Origin of the sequence: Streptomyces nogalater (assembly GCF_039532885.1) — a bacterium.
Lineage (GTDB): Bacteria > Actinomycetota > Actinomycetes > Streptomycetales > Streptomycetaceae > Streptomyces > Streptomyces nogalater.
The window spans coordinates 53,127-69,877 of sequence record NZ_BAAASM010000075.1; the positions used below are offsets into that span (position 1 = coordinate 53,127).

Here is a 16,751-nt window from a genome sequence, read left to right on the forward strand (position 1 = left end):
CGGCCGCCCGACGGCGGTTCCCGGCACCTGCCCCGCGACTAAGCGGACTCGCGCCGCACCAGCTCCGTGGGCAGGATCACCGCCGCGGGCTCCTCACCGCCCAGCTGGGCGAGCAGCACCCGCACCATCTCGCTGCTGATCCGGTCCCACGGCTGCCGGATGGTGGTGAGCGCCGGAGTGGCGGCGGTCGCCGCCGGGGAGTCGTCGAAACCGCCGACGGCGATGTCCTCCGGCACCCGCTTCCCGGCCCGGTGCAGGGCCGCCAGCACGCCCTGCGCCATCAGATCGGAGGCGACGAACACGGCGTCCATGTCCGGCGCCCGGGCCAGCAGCCGCTCCGCGCCCGCCTCACCGCTCGCACGGCTGTAGTCGCCGGAGACGACGAGCCGTTCGTCGGCCGGAAGGCCCGCCTCGGCCAGCACCTCCCGGTACCCGGCGAGCCGTTCCACACCGCCCGGGGTGTCCAGGGGACCGGTGACCACGCCGATCCGGCGCCGCCCCAGCGACAGCAGGTGCCGCACCATGTCCCGGGCGCCGTCCCGGTCGTCGGCGGCGACGTAACCCACCTTCGAACCGAGGCCGATCGGCTTGCCGCAGGCGACCAGCGGCACCCCGGCCGCGCGCAGCTCCTCGGCGACCGGGTCGCCGGAGTGGCTGGAGACCAGCAGCACCCCGTCGACGTGCCCGGCCGTGATGTACCGCGTGATCCGGCGCCGTTCGTCCCGCGTGCCCGCCAGCATCAGCAGCAGCGGGATGTCGTGCGCGGCCAGCGCCTGGGTGCAGCCGCGCAGCAGGACGTTGAAGTTCGGGTCCTCGAAGAACCGCTCCTGCGGCTCGGTCAGCAGGAAGCCGACCGAGTCCGAGCGCCCCGTGATCAGCGAACGGGCGTGCCGGTTCACGACGTAACCGGTCTTGCGGATGGCGGCGTTGACCGCCTCCTGGGCGGCGGGGCTGACGTAGTGACCGCCGTTGAGCACCCGCGAGACGGTGCCGCGCGAGACCCCGGCCTCGCGCGCCACATCGTGGATCGTCGGTGCCCTGCGCCGGCCCCCCGTATTGCTCATGGTCATGACTTTACGGCCCCGGACAACAGATCCAGGCTCCAGAACCGCTGGATGACCAGGAACAGCGCGATCAGCGGAAGCACCGCGAGAAACGCGCCGGTGATCACCAGGGTGTACAGCGCGGGCGTGTTCGCACCCTGCTCCAGCAGCGTGTAAAGGCCCAGCGTCAGCGGGAACTTCTCGTCGTCGCTGAGCATGATGTACGGCAGCAGGAAGTTGTTCCAGACGGCGACGAACTGGAACAGGAACACCGTCACCATGCCGGGGATCATCATCGGCAGCGCGATCCGGGTGAAGATCCGCCACTCGCTCGCCCCGTCCATCCGCCCGGCCTCCACCACGTCGGCCGGCACGGCGGCGGACGCGTAGATCCGGGCCAGGTAGACCCCGTACGGCGAGAGGATCTGCGGCAGCAGCACGGCGAGATAGGAGTCCGTGAGGTCGGCCTTCGCCAGCAGCAGGTACTGCGGGATCGCCAGGATCACCGGCGGCATCAGCACGCCCGCGAGCAGCACGTTGAACATCGTCTCGCGGCCCTTGAAGCGGTACGTGGCGAGCGCGTAGCCGCTGAACGCCGACACGGCGGTGGACAGCAGGGCGCCGAGACCGGCGTACAGCGCGGAGTTGCCCATCCACGTCCAGTAGACCCCGCCACGGTAGGCGTCGAGATCCCTGATGTTGTCGGCGAATCCGGTGCCGGGCAGAAAGGTGAACGTGGAGAACAGCTCGTGCCCGGACTTGGTCGACGCGATCACCACCCAGGCGACCGGCAGCAGGGTGTAGACCGCGCCGAGCAGCAGGGTGACCGTCGGCACCAGCGCGATCCGGCGGCGCAGCGGAGGGCGCCGCGCCGTACCCGGGGCGGCACCGGCGGCCGGGGCCGCCTTCTGGACGGCAAATGCGCTCATCGCGCCCCTCCTTGACTGACGTCCCGCTTGTCGCGGCGGTGGGAGGCCCGCAGGAATCCGAACGACAGCACCAGCGTGACCACGGCGATCAGCGTCGCCTCGGCCGCCGCCGAGTAGATGTCGTTGCGGCCGAAGGCGTCCTGGTACACCTTCATCAGCGGACTCCAGGCCGTGTTGACCGAGTTGGTGAGCGGCTTCAGGGTGGTCGGCTCGTTGAACACCTGGAGCGTCGCGATGATCGAGAAGAAGAAGGTCAGCACCAGCGAGGGCGCCACCATCGGGATCTTGATCCGCAGCGCGATCTGCAGCGGGGTGGCGCCGTCCAGCCGCGCCGCCTCGTACACCTCGGCCGGGATCGACCTGAGCGAGGTGTAGATGACGATCATGTTGAAGCCGGTGCCGCCCCACACCGCGATGTTCGACAGGGCGAGATAGAGCGGACCGCCGTCCAGCAGGTCCGGCTGCGGCAGGCCCAGCGTGTCGAGCACGAAGTAGAACGGGCTGACGTCCGGCAGGTACAGGAAGCCCCACAGCAGCGCGGCCACCACGCCGGGGATGGCGTACGGCAGGAAGATCGCGAGCCGGGTGAACGGGGCGAGCCGCACCTTCTCGGAGTCCAGCATCAGCGCGAACAGCAGGGCGAGGCCCAGCATCACCGGGACGACGATGCAGCCGTAACCGAGCACGCGCAGCGTACCGTGCAGGAACTCGCTGTCCTGGAGGGCGGCGCGGTAGTTCTCGAAGCCGGCCCAGACCTCCTGCCGGGCGCCCGACCCCAGGCCGAGCCCGGAGACGCGTGCCTTGCGGAAGCTGAGCCACACGGCGTAGCCGATGGGCAGCGCGAAGAAGAGGGCGAACAGGATGGTGGCGGGAAGGAGGAAGCCGTACGGGGCGGCCTTGACCCCGTACCCCCTCCGGCTGGTCGGGCTGTTCACCGGGAAACCCCGAAGCCCTGCTTCTCCATGTCGGCGACCGTGTCGTCCTGCATCTTCCCCAGGGCGGCGGCGAAGTCCGACTTGTTCTTCGCGGCGGCGCCGAAGGCGTCCTTGAAGGACGTGTAGGCGACGTTCACGTTCGGGCCCCAGGAGCCGGGCGCGGTGGTCTTCGCGATGCCGGCGGCCCTGGTGTAGAAGTCCGGCTGGTTGGAGAAGTACGCCGGCGGGTTGGAGAAGGCGCCGCTGAGCTGGGCGGAGGTGGACGCCGGGTAGATGCCGCCCTCCTTCGCCAGCGCGTTGAGGGCGTCGTGGTCGGTGTTCAGCCAGACCGCGAACTTGGCGGCGGCCTCCTTGTGCGCGGAGTCGGTGGTGACCGCCGTGGAGGAGCCGCCCCAGCTGCCGGTGACGTCCTGCTCGGCCGACCACTGGGGGAGCGGGGCCATGGCCCACTTGCCCTTGGTGTCCGGTGCCGCCGTGGTCAGGGTGCCGGGCGCCCACACGGCGCTGATCCAGGCGATCTGCTTGCCCGTGTTCAGCGCCTTGTTCCAGGACGGGGTGTACATCGGCTGGTTGTCGATGACGCCCTCCTTGACCAGGCCGCCCCAGAACCCGGCGACCTTCCGGGTGGCCGCGTCGTCGATGCCGACCTTCCACGTGTCGCCGGAGGTGGTCCACCACTTGGCGCCGGCCTGCTGGGCGAGGCCCGCGAAGAGCCCGGAGTCGTTGGCGGAGAAGGTGGTCAGGTCCTTGTCGGGGGCCTTCTTCTTCAGCTCGCGAGCGGTCTCGGCGAACTGCTCCCAGGTGGTGGGGACCTTCAGGCCGTACCTCTTGAAGAGGTCCTCGCGGTAGTAGAACATCAGCGGGCCGATGTCCTGCGGCACCGCGTAGACGGCGTCCGTGCCGAGCGTGGTCTGCTGCCAGACGCCCTCGGCGAACTTGTCCTCGACGCCGTCGACGTCCCCGGACACGTCGGCCAGGGCGTCGTTGCTGACCAGGGTCGGCAGCGCCTGGTACTCGGCCTGCACCAGGTCGGGGGCCTTGCGCGCCTTGTGCGCGGTGAGGATCTTGGTGACCAGCGTGTCGCCGGACGCCTGCTTCTTCACCGTGACGGTGATCTGCTCCTTCTTCCCCGGCCCCTTGTTCCACAGGTCGACGACCTTGTCCATGCCGGGTGTCCACGTCCAGTACGTCAGCGACACGGGACCCGACTCGGCCTTGCCGTCGTCCCCGGAGCCACAGGCGGCGAGGGCGGTGGCGCCGAGCGACACGGCGACGGCGGTTGTCACGAGGCGACGGCGCTTCGTGTGCGGCATGGTTTCTCCCCTGACCCGGGTCCCCGCCCGCTGCGGGGACCTGTCACGCAGTTGTGCACGCTCACATGACCCGGGCGCCCGCCTGCCGGGAACCCTGCCATGCTTCTGTGAGCGTTCACAGTAGAGAAACATCCCGGACACTTGTCAATGGTTGTTGCTGTGCGGTTATGTTGGGCCCGCACCGCCGCCGCTGTGTGTGCACGTTCCCATTTGATCGACTTTCCGGGAGTCATCCATGCCGGACACCGCCCCCAAGGGCCTCACCGGGCTCGCCTTCGGCGGGGACTACAACCCCGAGCAGTGGCCGGAATCCGTCTGGCGGGAGGACGTCCGGCTGATGCGGGAGGCCGGCGTCACGATGGTGAGCGTCGGCATCTTCTCCTGGGCCCTGCTGGAACCGGCGCCGGGGGAGTACGACTTCGGCTGGCTCGACCGCGTCCTCGGCCTGCTGCACGAGGGCGGCATCCGCGTCGACCTGGGCACACCCACGGTGGTACCGCCCGTCTGGTTCTACCGGGCCCACCCCGAGGCCCTGCCGGTCACCGCCGACGGCGTGCGCTACGAATTCGGCTCGCGCGGCGCGATCTGCCACAGCAACGCCGACTACCGCGCCGCCGCCGCGAACATCACCACCCGCCTCGCCGAGCGCTACGGCGACCATCCCGCGCTCGCGATGTGGCACGTCCACAACGAGTACGGCGTCCCCGTCTCCGCCTGCTACTGCGACTCCTGCGCGGCCCGTTTCCGCCGCTGGCTCGCGGACACCTACGACAGCGTGGACGCGGTCAACGAGGCCTGGGGGACCGCCTTCTGGGGCCAGCGCTACACCGACCTCGCGCAGATCAACCCGCCCCGGACCACCCCGACCGTCGGCAACCCCGGCCAGGCACTCGACTACAAGCGGTTCACCGACGCCGTCATCCGGGAGAACTTCCGCGCCGAGCGCGACATCCTGCACCGCCTCTCGCCCGGCATCCCGGTCACCACCAACTTCATGACCGCCCTCAGCCAGTGCGACTCCATGGACTACTGGGCCTGGGGCCGCGAGGTCGACCTCGTCACCAACGACCACTACCTGATCACCGACGGCCGCCGCACCCACGTCAACCTCGCGATGGCCGCCGACCTCACCCGCTCGGTCGCCGGCGGCGCCCCCTGGCTGCTGCTGGAACACTCCACCTCGGGCGTCAACTGGCAGCCCCGCAACCCCGCCAAGGCGCCCGGCCAGATGGCCCGCAACTCCCTCGCCCATGTCGCCCGCGGCTCCGAGGGCGCGATGTTCTTCCAGTGGCGCCAGTCCCGGCGCGGCGCCGAGAAGTACCACTCCGCGATGGTCCCGCACGGCGGCACCGACACCCGCGTCTGGCGCGAGGTCGTCGAACTCGGCGCCTCGGTGGACGCGTTGAGCGAGATCCGGGGGACCCGCACCGAGGCCGACGCGGCCATGCTGTGGGACTGGCAGTCCTGGTGGGCGCAGAGCCTGGACTGGCGGCCCAGCGAGGACCACGACCCGCGCGAGCGCGCCGACTCCTTCTACGAGGCCCTCTACGACCGCCACCTCACCGTCGACTTCGCCCACCCGGAAGCCGACCTGTCCGCCTACCCGCTGGTCGTGGTGCCGGCTCTGTACCTGATGACCGAGGCCGCCGGGCGCAACGTCCGCGGTTACGTCGAGAACGGCGGCACGCTCGTGGTGTCGTACTTCTCCGGGATCGTGGACGAGCACGACGCCGTCCACGAGGGCGCCTACCCGGGCGTGCTGCGCGATGTCCTCGGACTGACCGTGGAGGAGTTCTCGCCGCTGCTGAAGGACCAACGGGTGCGGCTGACCGGCCCGGACGGGCCCGGGCCGGCCGGCGACGTGTGGAGCGAGTTCGTCGTCCCGCGCGGCGCCGAGACCGTGTGGCGGTACGCCGACGGGCTCACCGCGGGCCGCCCGGCCGTCACCCGGCACCGGTTCGGCCGCGGCACCGCCTGGTACGTCTCCACCCGCCTCGACACGCGGGGCCTGGACACGCTCCTCGGCCGCGCGGCCGAGGACGCCGGCCTCGACCCGCGTGCCGAACTGCCCCGCGACGTCGAGGTCGTGCGCCGCGGCGGCGAGTCGGGCACCTTCCTCTTCGTCGTCAACCACACGGCCGACGACACCAAGGTGCCGCTGACCGCGCCCGGCACCGAGCTGCTGACGGGCGAACGCGCCGCGGGCCGCCTGGCGGTCCCGGCGGGGGCCGTCCGGGTCGTGCGACTCGACGGCTGAGCCGACTCCCCTGCGCCCGCGTGAGCCGTGTGAGCCGCGGGCGCAGGGGCCTGCCCTCCGGCTCCACCGGAGGGGCCCCTCCCCAGTTACGTCGAAGGGACGACGGACGATGAAGTTCCATCCCAGACGCACCATCACCGCCCTGCTGCCGCCGCTCGCGGCCGGGCTCGCCCTCACCGCCCTGCCCGCCCAGACCGCCCAGGCCGCGAGCACGCTGACCAACGGCGGCTTCGAGTCCGACGGCACGGGCGCGGCCGTGCCCGCCGGCTGGTCCGAGTACGGCGAAACCGGCGCCTCCTACACCGAGGCCGGCGGCCACGCCGGAAGCCACCGCCTCAGCCACTACTCGGCCTCCGCCTACAAGGTGGAGACCTACCAGTACCTGTCCGGGCTGGCCAACGGGAACTACAAGCTGACCGCGTGGGTGCGGTCCAGCGGCGGACAGAAGGCCGCGTACATAGCGCTCAAGAACTGCGGGGGTGCCGAACAGCGCACCGAGCTTCCGGTCTCGTCCAGTGGATGGATCCGGATCGTCACGCCGGTCAACGTGACCGGCAACCAGTGCACCGTCTCCGTCAACAGTGACGCGAACGCGGGCAACTGGATCAATGTTGACGATCTGACCTTCACGTCCGGCACCACGGGTACCTCCATCCATGGCGCCGACATCTCCTCCCTGGCCAAGAGCGAGGCCAAGGGCGGCGTCTACCGGACGAGTTCGGGTGCCGTGGGCGACGCCCTCCCCATCCTCAAGTCGTACGGCATGAACTACGCGCGCCTGAAGGTGTGGGTGAACCCCGCCGACGGCTTCAACGACAAGGCGCACGTCCTGGCGATGGCCAAGCGCGTCAAGGCACAGGGCATGAGGCTCCTGGTCGACTTCCACTACTCGGACACCTGGGCCGACCCGGGCGCCCAGAAGAAGCCGGCCGCCTGGACGGGCCATACATACAGTCAACTCAAGACCGACGTGTACAACCACACGTACGACGCGTTGAACGCCTTGAAGGCTCAAGGCACCACCGCCGACATGGTCCAGGTGGGCAATGAGATCAACGGCGGCATGCTGTGGTCCGAGGGATCGACCGACAACTGGACCCAGCTCGCCGGGTTGATCAACTCCGGCTACAGCGCCGTCAAGGCGGTCAACTCGTCCACCCCCGTCGCGCTGCACCTGGCCAAGGGCGGCGACAAGGCCGGCACCGAGTGGTGGTTCGACAACGCGGTGGCCAACGGCGTCAGGTTCGACGTGATCGGCCTGTCGTACTACGGCTACTGGCACGGCGCGCTCTCCGACTTCCAGACCACCCTGGACGACGCGGCCGCCCGCTACGGCAAGCCGGTGTTCGTCGCCGAGACGGCCTACCCCTTCCGTCTCGACAGCGACGACGCGCTCACCAACCAGATCGACACCACCGGCGAACTCGTCCCCGGCTACCCGGCGACCGTGGCCGGCCAGACCAAGTGGCTGAACGACGTGGCGAGCATCGTGGAGGCCGTCCCGAACGGCCGCGGTCTCGGCGTCTTCTGCTGGGAGGCCACCTGGACCGCCGTCTCCGGCAACGGCTGGGACCCGGCGGACGCCGCCTCCGGCAACGGCTGGGAGAACCAGGCCCTCTTCGGCTACGACGACAAGGCGCTCTCCTCCATGACGTGGTTCGGCCACCGCTGACACGACGCGGTTCGGCCACGGCCGGGCCATGAGGACCGGGCCCGGCCGCCGCGCGGCGACCGGGCCCCCGCCACGGGCCTGGGGCGTTACACCTCCCTCTGGGAACAGGGCCGTTCCTTACCGGACAACGGCCGTCGAGTCCCGGACGCGGCGGCGTCGCCCGGGCCACAGTGGGAACACTGCGTACGAGGAGGCCGGGGACGGGAGGCGGACGGATGACGGTGACTTCCTCGGGGACTCCCACGGGCCGGATACGGCAGACCATCCTGGAGTGGCTCAAGGACCCGGCGGCCCACTTCCCGGCCGGGCACCACCGCGACCTCGCCGCCACGGGCGTCACCGCGCGGGCCGTCGCCGCCAAACTCGGCCTGCCCCCGCGGACCGTCCGCGCCCACCTGGACTTCCTCGCCCGCCTCGGCCTCCTGCGCACCCGCCGGATCCGCTGCCGCACCCACTACCGGCGCGACGAGATCCGCATCGCCGAGGTGGCCAGGATGTTCGAGAAGGGCTGGTGACACCGGCGCACGCCCTCGCCCCGCGCCCGCACGGGACCGGTGGACACGCACGCTGACGACGGCACAGGACGGTGAAAAGGTGACGCCCATGGACCGACCCGCGGACCTCGTGCCGCTGCACTACGTCTCCCTCGGCGCGCGCGGCCCCGAGGACGTCGTACCCGACCCGCACGGGCGCGTGCTGACCGGAGTGGCCGACGGGCGGATCCTGCGCGTCCACCACCTCGGCGACCCGCTCACGGCCCGCACCGAGGTGCTGGCCCGCACCGGCGGCCGGCCCCTCGGGCTGGAGCTCCTCCCGGACGGCGACCTGGTGGTGTGCGACGCCGAACGCGGCCTGCTGCGCGTGGGCACGGACGACGGCACCGTCCGCGTCCTCGCGGACTCGGTGGCGGGGGAGCGGCTCCGCTTCTGCAGCAACGCCGTCGCCCTCCCCGACGGCACCCTGTACTTCACCGTCTCCAGCCGCCGCTACCCCCTCGACCGGTGGATCGGCGACATCGTCGAGCACACCGGCACCGGGCGCCTGCTGCGGCTCGCCCCGGAGGGCGGCGAGCCCGAGGTCCTGCTGGAGGGGCTGCGGTTCGCCAACGGCCTCGCCGTCACGGCCGACGGCTCCTGCCTGGTGCTCGCCGAGACCGGTGCCTGCCGCCTCGTCCGCTACCGGCTCACCGGCCCCCGCGCCGGTCACGCCGAACCCTTCGCCGAGCTGCCCGGCATGCCGGACAACCTCTGGCGCGAGGGCCCCGGCGGCCCGGTCTGGGTCGCCCTGGCCAGCCCCAGGGTCCCCCCGCTGGAAGCGCTGCACCGCTCCTCGCCGGCCGTCCGCCGCGGCGCCGCCCGGGCCGCCGTCCGCCTGCCGTACCGCCCGAGCGGGACCACCGGCGTCGTCGCCGTGGACGACGAGGGACGCGTCGTCCACCACCTCACCCGCCGCCGGTCCGGTTTCCGCATGGTCACCAGCGTCTGCGCCACCGGCGACCACCTGGTGCTGGGCAGCCTGTGGGAGCCCGGGGTGGCGGTCTGCGCCCGGCCCGCCGCCCGCTGACCCGGCGGTACGCTGGGTTCCGGCCTTGATCGCCCGGCGGGGCAGGGGCCGGAAGAGGAGACGTGACCACATGACTGCCCCGGAGACGGAGACCCGCGGCGCCCGCCCCGCAGCATCCCGGCGGCCCGAGTGGCGTGCGCAGGCGCCCGTCGTCGCGGTCGTGTCGGCCGGCGGCGCGGTCGGCGCGACGGCCCGCTATGCCCTCACCCTCGCCTGGCCCGCACCACCCGGCGGCTTTCCCTGGGCCACCTTCTGGACCAATGTCTCCGGCTGCGCCGCCATGGGCGTCCTCATGGTGCTCGTCACCGACGTGTGGGCCGCCCACCGCCTGCTGCGGCCGTTCCTCGGCACCGGCGTGCTCGGCGGCTACACCACGTTCTCCACCTACGCGGTCGACATCCGCCACCTGGCCGACGCCGGCCGCCCCGGCCCGGCCCTCGCCTATCTGGCCGCGACGCTGTGCGCGGCCCTCGCGGCGGTGTGGCTGGCCTCGGCCGCCGCCCGCCGGGTCCTCGCCGGGCGGCGGCGATGACCCCGCTCACCGCCCGCGCCCTGCGGCTGACCGTGTACGCCGGCGAGAACGCCACCTGGCACCACCGCCCCCTGTACTGCGAGATCGTGCACCGCGCGCACGCCGCCGGACTCGCCGGCGCCAGTGTCTTCCGGGGCATCGAGGGCTACGGCGCCTCCTCTCGTATCCACACCTCCCGGCTGCTGTCCCTGAGCGAGGACCTGCCGGTCGCGGTGGTCGTGGTGGACACCGAGGAGCGGATCCGGGCGTTCCTGCCCCGGCTCGGCGAACTGGCCGGCGGGTGCCTGGTCACCCTGGACGCATGCGAGGTCGTCCGGTGGACGGGGGCCCCGGCCGGCCCGGACGGAACGGACCCGGAGGGTAAGAAGTCGTTGTGAACTGGCTGCTGGTCGTCGCGGGCGCCATGGTCGGCGCACCCCTGCGCTACCTCACCGACCGTGCCGTGCAGGCCCGGCACGACTCGCTCTTCCCGTGGGGCACCTTCGTGGTGAACGTCGTCGGCTGCCTGGTCCTCGGGCTGGTCACGGGCGCCGCCTCCGCCGGGGCCGCCGGCCCCCACCTGCGGCTTCTGCTGGGCACCGGGCTGTGCGGCGCGCTGACGACGTACTCGACCTTCTCCTATGAGACCCTCCGGCTGAGCGAGGCCGGCTCCGGTCTCTACGCCGCCTGGAACGTCGTGGCAAGTGTGGCGGCGGGACTCGCCGCGGCTTTCACCGGTATCTCACTGGCCGGTCTGCTGTGGGCCTAGGCGTGTGCCGCGCGGCCGGGAACAGTGAGTACTGTCTCCAGGACTGTCGACCAACCCCTCCCCAGAATCGGATCCCATGAGCGCCATCTCCGTCGGTCAGGCCGTCGTCCTCGGAGTGATCGAGGGGGTGACCGAGTTCCTCCCGGTGTCCTCCACCGGACACCTGAAGATCGCCGAAGGGCTCATGGACATCCCCGTCGACGACTCGTCCGTCGTCGGGTTCTCCGCCGTCATCCAGGTCGGCGCCATCGCCGCGGTGCTCGTGTACTTCTTCAAGGACATCCGGCGGATCGTCACCGCCTGGTTCCGCGGCCTGGCCGACCGCGAGGAGCGCTACCACCACGACTACAAGTTCGCCTGGTGGGTGATCGCGGCCACCATCCCGATCGTGCTGGTGGGCCTCGCCGCCAAGCCGCTGATCGACGGCCCGCTCGCCTCCCTGTGGGTGGTCGCCGGCTCGCTGATCGCCGGTTCCGGTGTGATGTGGGCCGCCGACCAGATGGGCCGGCACAAGCGCGGCGAGGACGACACGTCCTTCAAGGACGCGATGTGGGTCGGCTGCTCGCAGATCCTCGCCCTGCTCTTCCCCGGCTTCTCGCGTTCCGGCGCCACCATGTCCACCGCGCTCATCCTGGACCTGGACCGCGTCGCCGCCACCCGGCTGTCCTTCTTCCTCGGCATCCCGGCCCTGACCGGCGCCGGCCTGTACGAGCTGAAGGACGCCCTCGGCGCGGGGGTCGGCGCCGCCCCGCTCGCCGTCGGCACGGTCGTGTCGTTCGTGGTCGCCTACGCCTCCATCGCCTGGCTGCTGAAGTTCGTCGCCAAGCACTCCTTCAACGCCTTCGTGATCTACCGGATCGTCGTAGGTGTGCTCCTGCTCGGCCTGCTCGGCACCGGCACGCTCGGCAGCTGAACCGGCGCCGCTGTTCACCCACGGGGTGCGGTAAGCCTTATTCAGGTGCCGCACCCCGTGAATCCTTTCTTACCGCCTGCCTTGACAGTGTCCGTCCGCACCCCGCAGGATCGCTCCCGTGAACCTGTCAGACAGCCAGACAGGTGGTCTCGTCCCCCGGCGTGTCAGCGCCATGGAAGCGGTACTCGACCACCTCCGCGGCGCCATCGAGAGCGGCCGGTACGCCATCGGCGACAAGCTCCCCTCCGAAGCCGAGCTGTGCCGCACCCTGGAGGTGTCCCGGCCCGTGCTCCGCGAGGCGCTGCGCGCGCTGCAGACCATGGGCCTGACGGTCTCCCGCACCGGCAAGGGCACCTTCGTGGTCGCGAACACCGTCGAGGACCCCACCTTCGGCGACTACGCGGCCAGCGACCTGCTGGAGGTGCGCCGCCACATCGAGATCCCGGTCGCCGGCTACGCGGCCGTGCGCCGCACCCCGGAGAACCTGGACCACCTGGCCCACCTGCTCGACCGCATGGAGCGGGAGACGGACACCACCGCCTGGGTGGCGATGGACACCCTCTTCCACCTCGCCGTGGCCGAAGCCGCCCAGAACCCGGTGTTCCGCCGGGTCATCGAGGAGATCCGCGACGCACTGGCGCGTCAGTCGGCCTTCCTCAACGAGCTGGGCGGGCGCCGCGAGCAGTCCAACCGCGAGCACCGGGCGATCGTCGAGGCGCTGGTCGACGGCAGCGAGCACGACGCCGTCCAGGCCATGAGCCACCACCTGGACCGCGTCGAGACGACCCTCACCGACATCGTGCGTCCCCAGCGGACGGACCCCCCAGCGGAAGGCGGAGCCGAGGCGTGAGCGAACAGCACCTCAAAGACGAGACGCGCCCCTCGACCGGCCACATCGACGCCGGAGACGCCGGCTACAGCAAGGGCCTGAAGCACCGGCACGTCAACATGATCGCCATCGGCGGCGCCATCGGCACCGGCCTCTTCCTCGGCGCGGGCGGCCGGCTCGCCGACGCCGGTCCCTCCCTCTTCCTCGCGTACGCCGTCTGTGGCGTCTTCGCCTTCCTGGTCGTCCGGGCCCTCGGCGAACTCGTGCTCTACCGCCCGTCCTCCGGCGCCTTCGTGTCGTACGCCCGGGAGTTCCTGGGGGAGAAGGGCGCCTACACCGCGGGCTGGATGTACTTCCTCAACTGGGCGACGACCGGGATCGCCGACATCACGGCGGTCGCCACCTACACCCACTACTGGGGCATGTTCTCCGACATCCCGCAATGGTTGATCGCATTGATCGCCCTCGCCGTCGTGTTGACCGTCAACTTGATATCGGTCAAGATCTTCGGCGAACTGGAGTTCTGGTTCGCGATCGTCAAGGTCGGCGCGCTCCTCCTGTTCATGTGCATCGGCATCTACCTGCTGGTCACCCAGCACCCGGTCGACGGCCACCACCCCGGCCCCGCCCTGATCACCGGCAACGGCGGCCTCTTTCCGCACGGCCTGCTGCCCATGCTGCTGATCATCCAGGGCGTCGTCTTCGCCTACGCCTCCGTCGAGCTGGTCGGCGTCGCCGCCGGCGAGACCGAGAACCCCGAGAAGATCATGCCGAAGGCGATCAACTCGATCATGTGGCGGGTGGGCCTGTTCTACGTCGGTTCGGTCGTCCTGCTGTCGATGCTGCTCCCGTGGAACACGTACTCCGCCGGCGAGAGCCCGTTCGTCACGGTCCTGTCGAACATCGGCGTCCCGGCGGCCGGCGGGGTGATGAACCTGGTCGTCCTGACCGCGGCCCTGTCGTCGCTGAACTCCGGCCTCTACTCCACCGGCCGCATCCTGCGCTCCATGGCGATGAGCGGCTCCGCCCCCGCCTTCACCGCCCGGATGAGCCGCAGCCAGGTCCCCTACGGCGGCATCCTGCTCACCAGCGGGATCTGCGTCCTCGGCGTGGGCCTCAACTACGTGGTCCCCGACGACGCGTTCGAGATCGTCCTCAACTTCGCGGCGATCGGCATCCTCGCCACCTGGGCCATGATCATGGTCTGTCACCTGCTCTTCTGGCGGAAGACCCGGCAGGGCGACCTGTCCCGGCCGGCCTACCGGCTGCCGGGCTCCCCCTGGACCGAACTCGTGACGCTGGCGTTCCTCGCCTCCGTCCTGGTCCTCATGTACGCCGACGGCGGCGCCGGACGCACCACCGTGCTCTGTCTGCCGCTGATCGTCGCAGCGCTGGTCGCGGGCTGGTACGCCGTCCGCGCCCGCGCGACCCGCAACACCTCCACCGGCGCCGGCGCGTGACCCGCGTTCCGGCCGACCCCGACCCCTTGATGCAGGCAGTGATGTACAGCAGTTCCCCCGCCGACGCCCCTGTCGTCCGCGAACCCCTCCACGCCCCCGTCGCCCACCTCGTGCGCGGCGGGGTCGTCGAGGGCATCCACTACGGCTCCGTCGTCGTCCTCGGCGCCGACGGCCGGGTGCGCTTCCGGCTCGGCGACACCGAGGCGGCCTTCTACCCGCGCTCGGCGATCAAGCCCGTCCAGGCCGTGGCCATGCTGCGGGCCGGGCTGCCACTGGACGGCGAGCTGCTGTCGCTGGCCGCCGCCAGCCACTCCGGCGAGGAGCGGCACCTGGCCGGCACCCGGCGCATCCTGGAACTCGCCGGCCTCGCCGAGGACGACCTGCGCAACGTGCCCGACATGCCGTTCGACCCGGTCGTCCGGGACGCCTGGGTACGGGAGGGCCGCATGCCCTCGCGGCTCGCCCAGAACTGCTCCGGCAAGCACGCCGCCATGCTGTGGACGGCCAAGCTCAACGGCTGGTCCCTGGACGACTACCTGGACCCGGCGCATCCGCTCCAGCGGGAGATCGCCGCCACCGTCGAGGACCTGACCGGACAGCGGGCCGCCCGGGTCACCGTGGACGGCTGCGGGGCCCCGCTGTTCGCCATCTCCCTGCACGGCCTCGCCCGCGCCCTCGCCCGGATCACCACGGCCGTCCCCGGCACCCCCGAGGCCAAGGTCGCCGACGCGATGCGCGAGCACGCCGAGATGGCCTCCGGCTCCGGCCGGGACGTCGCCGCGCTCATGCGGGCCGTGCCCGGACTGCTCGCCAAGGACGGTTTCGAGGGCGTCCAGGTCGCGGCGCTGCCCGACGGCACGGCCGTCGCCGTGAAGATCGCCGACGGGGCCAACCGGGCCCGGATCCCCGTCGCCGCGGCGGCGCTGGCCCGCGCCGGCGTCGACCCCGCGCTGCTCACCGAGTTCGTGGGGGAGCCGTTGCTCGGCGGCGGGAAGCCGGTGGGCAGCGTGCGGCCCGTGCGCGCGCTCGACCCCGACCCCGCCCCGGCCGCCGCCCACGTTTAGTCCCGTCGGACTCCGAACCCCGGAAAGAGACCCGTACCCTCATGACCGCCGCCACCCGCAGCGAGCACGACCTGCTCGGCGACCGCGACGTCCCCGCCGACGCGTACTGGGGTATCCACACCCTGCGCGCGACAGAGAACTTCCCCATCACCGGCACCCCGATCTCCGCCTACCCCCACCTGATCGACGCCCTGGCCGCGGTGAAGGAGGCCGCCGCCCTCGCCAACGAGGAGCTCGGTCTGCTGGCGCCCGCCAAGGCCGCCGCGATCGTCGCCGCCTGCCGCGAGATCCGCGCCGGGAAGCTGCACGACCAGTTCGTGGTGGACGTCGTCCAGGGCGGCGCCGGCACGTCCACCAACATGAACGCCAACGAGGTCGTGGCCAACCGTGCGCTGGAACTGCTCGGCCACGCCAAGGGACAGTACACCCATCTGCATCCCAACGAGGATGTCAACCTGAGCCAGTCAACCAATGACGTCTACCCGACCGCCGTCAAGATAGCGACGGTCTTCGCGGTACGTGGACTGCTCAAGGCGATGTCCGTACTCCAGGACGCTTTCGCCCGCAAGGCCGTCGAGTTCCGTGACGTGCTCAAGCTGGGCCGTACACAGTTGCAGGACGCGGTACCCATGACGCTGGGCCAGGAGTTCTCCGCGTTCGCCGTCATGATCGAGGAGGACCGCAGCCGTCTCGCCGAGGCCGTCGAGCTGGTCCACGAGATCAATCTCGGCGCCACGGCCATCGGCACCGGCCTCAACGCGCCCGCCGGATACGCCGAGGCCGCCCGCCGCCATCTGTCCGCCCTCACCGGCCTCCCGCTGGTCACCGCCGCCAACCTGGTGGAGGCCACCCAGGACTGCGGCGCCTTCGTCCAGATGTCCGGCGTCCTGAAGCGGATCGCGGTCAAGCTCTCCAAGAGCTGCAACGACCTGCGCCTGCTGTCCTCCGGTCCGCGCGCGGGCCTCGGCGAGATCAACCTGCCGCCGGTCCAGGCCGGTTCGTCGATCATGCCGGGCAAGGTCAACCCGGTCATCCCCGAGGTGGTCAACCAGGTCGCGTTCGAGGTGATCGGCAACGACGTCGCCATCACCATGGCCGCCGAGGCCGGGCAGCTCCAGCTCAACGCCTTCGAGCCGATCATCCTGCACTCCCTGTCGAAGTCGATCACGCACCTGGAGAGCGCCTGCCGCACGCTGGCCGAGCGCTGCGTCTCCGGCATCACCGCCAACACCGAGCGGCTGCGCGCGACCGTGGAGAACTCCATCGGCCTGGTCACCGCGCTCAACCCGCACATCGGCTACACGGCCGCGACCGACATCGCCAAGGAGGCCCTCGCCACCGGCCGCGGCGTGGCCGAACTGGTGCTGGAGAAGGGCCTGCTGCCGGCCGGCCGACTGGCCGAGCTGCTGCGCCCGGAGGTCGTCGCGGGCAGCGGCGCCCCGGCTGCCTGACCTGCGATAACGCCACCTCGACAAGGCCCGGGAACCGGCCGG

At 71.3% G+C, this 16,751-nt stretch carries 16 protein-coding genes; 12 read left to right on the forward strand and 4 right to left on the reverse strand.

The window, feature by feature from the left end; translation table 11 throughout:
• Positions 1-38: 38 nt before the first annotated feature.
• From ABD350_RS36320 to ABD350_RS36335, 4 genes are read right to left on the reverse strand one after another with little or no spacing between them, the layout of a single operon-like run.
• Entirely contained in the window at positions 39-1,070 is a 1,032-nt protein-coding gene (locus ABD350_RS36320) for a LacI family DNA-binding transcriptional regulator (protein ID WP_344353441.1), read from the reverse strand.
• Positions 1,067-1,972, reverse strand: coding sequence for a carbohydrate ABC transporter permease (locus ABD350_RS36325; protein WP_344353442.1), 906 nt, complete (start codon positions 1,970-1,972; stop codon positions 1,067-1,069). The genes ABD350_RS36320 and ABD350_RS36325 overlap by 4 nt, the downstream gene beginning before the upstream one ends.
• Positions 1,969-2,907, reverse strand: coding sequence for a carbohydrate ABC transporter permease (locus ABD350_RS36330; protein WP_344353444.1), 939 nt, complete (start codon positions 2,905-2,907; stop codon positions 1,969-1,971). The genes ABD350_RS36325 and ABD350_RS36330 overlap by 4 nt, the downstream gene beginning before the upstream one ends.
• On the reverse strand, positions 2,904-4,220 hold the full coding sequence (locus ABD350_RS36335; protein WP_344353446.1) for an ABC transporter substrate-binding protein: 1,317 nt from the start codon (positions 4,218-4,220) through the stop codon (positions 2,904-2,906). The genes ABD350_RS36330 and ABD350_RS36335 overlap by 4 nt, the downstream gene beginning before the upstream one ends.
• Before the next feature lie 235 nt (positions 4,221-4,455).
• Between ABD350_RS36335 and ABD350_RS36340 the strand changes: the two genes are divergently transcribed.
• The 12 genes from ABD350_RS36340 (at position 4,456) to aspA (ending at position 16,709) form a co-directional block, all read left to right on the forward strand.
• Positions 4,456-6,477 (forward strand): beta-galactosidase, encoded by a 2,022-nt coding sequence (locus ABD350_RS36340; protein WP_344353448.1) that lies wholly within the window; start codon positions 4,456-4,458, stop codon positions 6,475-6,477.
• A 109-nt stretch (positions 6,478-6,586) separates the two neighbouring features.
• Complete coding sequence (locus ABD350_RS36345; RefSeq protein WP_344353451.1) at positions 6,587-8,149, forward strand: glycoside hydrolase family 53 protein; 1,563 nt, start codon at positions 6,587-6,589, stop codon at positions 8,147-8,149.
• 215 nt (positions 8,150-8,364) lie between these two features.
• Positions 8,365-8,664 (forward strand): helix-turn-helix domain-containing protein, encoded by a 300-nt coding sequence (locus ABD350_RS36350; RefSeq protein WP_344353453.1) that lies wholly within the window; start codon positions 8,365-8,367, stop codon positions 8,662-8,664.
• A gap of 88 nt (positions 8,665-8,752) precedes the next feature.
• Positions 8,753-9,712 (forward strand): SMP-30/gluconolactonase/LRE family protein, encoded by a 960-nt coding sequence (locus tag ABD350_RS36355; protein ID WP_344353455.1) that lies wholly within the window; start codon positions 8,753-8,755, stop codon positions 9,710-9,712.
• A gap of 70 nt (positions 9,713-9,782) precedes the next feature.
• A complete protein-coding gene (gene crcB, locus ABD350_RS36360) occupies positions 9,783-10,244 on the forward strand; it encodes a fluoride efflux transporter CrcB (protein ID WP_344353456.1) in 462 nt (153 codons plus the stop codon).
• Positions 10,241-10,621, forward strand: coding sequence for a DUF190 domain-containing protein (locus tag ABD350_RS36365; protein ID WP_344353458.1), 381 nt, complete (start codon positions 10,241-10,243; stop codon positions 10,619-10,621). The genes crcB (ABD350_RS36360) and ABD350_RS36365 overlap by 4 nt, the downstream gene beginning before the upstream one ends.
• Positions 10,618-10,992 carry a fluoride efflux transporter CrcB gene (gene crcB, locus ABD350_RS36370; protein WP_344353460.1) on the forward strand — a complete coding sequence of 125 codons (375 nt, stop codon included), beginning with the start codon at positions 10,618-10,620 and terminating at the stop codon, positions 10,990-10,992. The genes ABD350_RS36365 and crcB (ABD350_RS36370) overlap by 4 nt, the downstream gene beginning before the upstream one ends.
• A gap of 76 nt (positions 10,993-11,068) precedes the next feature.
• Complete coding sequence (locus ABD350_RS36375) at positions 11,069-11,905, forward strand: undecaprenyl-diphosphate phosphatase (protein ID WP_344353461.1); 837 nt, start codon at positions 11,069-11,071, stop codon at positions 11,903-11,905.
• A 118-nt stretch (positions 11,906-12,023) separates the two neighbouring features.
• Positions 12,024-12,755 (forward strand): FadR/GntR family transcriptional regulator, encoded by a 732-nt coding sequence (locus tag ABD350_RS36380; RefSeq protein ID WP_344353464.1) that lies wholly within the window; start codon positions 12,024-12,026, stop codon positions 12,753-12,755.
• Positions 12,752-14,194: an amino acid permease gene (locus ABD350_RS36385; protein WP_344353466.1), complete on the forward strand. Its 1,443-nt coding sequence runs from the start codon at positions 12,752-12,754 to the stop codon at positions 14,192-14,194. Before ABD350_RS36380 ends, ABD350_RS36385 begins: the two co-directional genes overlap by 4 nt.
• Positions 14,195-14,235: 41 nt before the next feature.
• Positions 14,236-15,258, forward strand: a complete 1,023-nt coding sequence (locus ABD350_RS36390; RefSeq protein ID WP_344353467.1) for an asparaginase — start codon at positions 14,236-14,238, stop codon at positions 15,256-15,258.
• 41 nt (positions 15,259-15,299) lie between these two features.
• On the forward strand, positions 15,300-16,709 hold the full coding sequence (gene aspA / locus ABD350_RS36395) for an aspartate ammonia-lyase (protein ID WP_344353468.1): 1,410 nt from the start codon (positions 15,300-15,302) through the stop codon (positions 16,707-16,709).
• The last annotated feature ends 42 nt before the right edge of the window (positions 16,710-16,751 follow it).

Bases quoted from the DNA above. Each gene is read 5' to 3' on its own strand.
- ABD350_RS36320 (WP_344353441.1), bottom strand. From the start codon at position 1,070: ATGACCATGAGCAATACGGGGGGCCGGCGCAGGGCACCGACGATCCAC.
- ABD350_RS36325 (WP_344353442.1), bottom strand. From the start codon at position 1,972: ATGAGCGCATTTGCCGTCCAGAAGGCGGCCCCGGCCGCCGGTGCCGCC.
- ABD350_RS36335 (WP_344353446.1), bottom strand. From the start codon at position 4,220: ATGCCGCACACGAAGCGCCGTCGCCTCGTGACAACCGCCGTCGCCGTG.
- ABD350_RS36340 (WP_344353448.1), top strand. From the start codon at position 4,456: ATGCCGGACACCGCCCCCAAGGGCCTCACCGGGCTCGCCTTCGGCGGG.
- ABD350_RS36345 (WP_344353451.1), top strand. From the start codon at position 6,587: ATGAAGTTCCATCCCAGACGCACCATCACCGCCCTGCTGCCGCCGCTC.
- ABD350_RS36350 (WP_344353453.1), top strand. From the start codon at position 8,365: ATGACGGTGACTTCCTCGGGGACTCCCACGGGCCGGATACGGCAGACC.
- ABD350_RS36355 (WP_344353455.1), top strand. From the start codon at position 8,753: ATGGACCGACCCGCGGACCTCGTGCCGCTGCACTACGTCTCCCTCGGC.
- crcB (WP_344353456.1), top strand. From the start codon at position 9,783: ATGACTGCCCCGGAGACGGAGACCCGCGGCGCCCGCCCCGCAGCATCC.
- ABD350_RS36365 (WP_344353458.1), top strand. From the start codon at position 10,241: ATGACCCCGCTCACCGCCCGCGCCCTGCGGCTGACCGTGTACGCCGGC.
- ABD350_RS36375 (WP_344353461.1), top strand. From the start codon at position 11,069: ATGAGCGCCATCTCCGTCGGTCAGGCCGTCGTCCTCGGAGTGATCGAG.
- ABD350_RS36390 (WP_344353467.1), top strand. From the start codon at position 14,236: ATGTACAGCAGTTCCCCCGCCGACGCCCCTGTCGTCCGCGAACCCCTC.
- aspA (WP_344353468.1), top strand. From the start codon at position 15,300: ATGACCGCCGCCACCCGCAGCGAGCACGACCTGCTCGGCGACCGCGAC.